Source organism: Mesorhizobium sp. M2A.F.Ca.ET.037.01.1.1, assembly GCF_003998075.1.
In the GTDB taxonomy this organism is placed as follows: Bacteria; Pseudomonadota; Alphaproteobacteria; order Rhizobiales; family Rhizobiaceae; genus Mesorhizobium.
Genome location: NZ_RZSA01001739.1, coordinates 1 through 533, shown reverse-complemented (window position 1 = coordinate 533; position 533 = coordinate 1). Strand labels below are relative to the sequence as shown.

Genomic DNA, 533 nt, shown 5'->3' with positions numbered 1-533 from the left:
GGCCACGACCTCGGCGCGCTGGCGATGGCGCTCATGCTCCACCCGCTTCAGCGTCAGGAAATCGCCATGGCGGCCGACGGTCAGGACATTGAGACCCGCCGCCTTTGCGGCTTTGATCGTCGGCTCCGACCACGGGTCGTCGGCAAAGACGATCGCGGGCGCGCCCTTCGGCAGCAGCGTGTCGAACAGGCGCAGCTTGGCGCGGTGATAATCATCGACCGTCGGATGGTAGTCCATGTGGTCGCGACCGAGATTGGTGAAGGCGCCGGCCGCGAGCTTCACGCCGTCGAGACGACGCTGGTCGAGGCCGTGGCTCGAGGCTTCCATCGAGGCATGGGTCACGCCGGCATCCGCCAGTTCCTTGAGCAACCGGTGCAGCGCCACCGGGTCGGGCGTGGTCAGCGAGCCATATTCGTTGCGGCCGGGCGCCACCACACCGGTCGTGCCGATCGAGGCGGCGGCAAAGCCAGCCTGCTCCCAGATCTGGCGGGTGAAGGCGGCGACGGATGTCTTGCCGGCGGTGCCGGTGACGG

General features: G+C 68.5%; 1 protein-coding gene. It reads right to left on the bottom strand.

The genetic code is table 11. The features are described from left to right. On the bottom strand, positions 1-533 hold a 533-nt coding region (locus EOA27_RS39535; RefSeq protein WP_245491428.1), incomplete at both ends, for a Mur ligase family protein.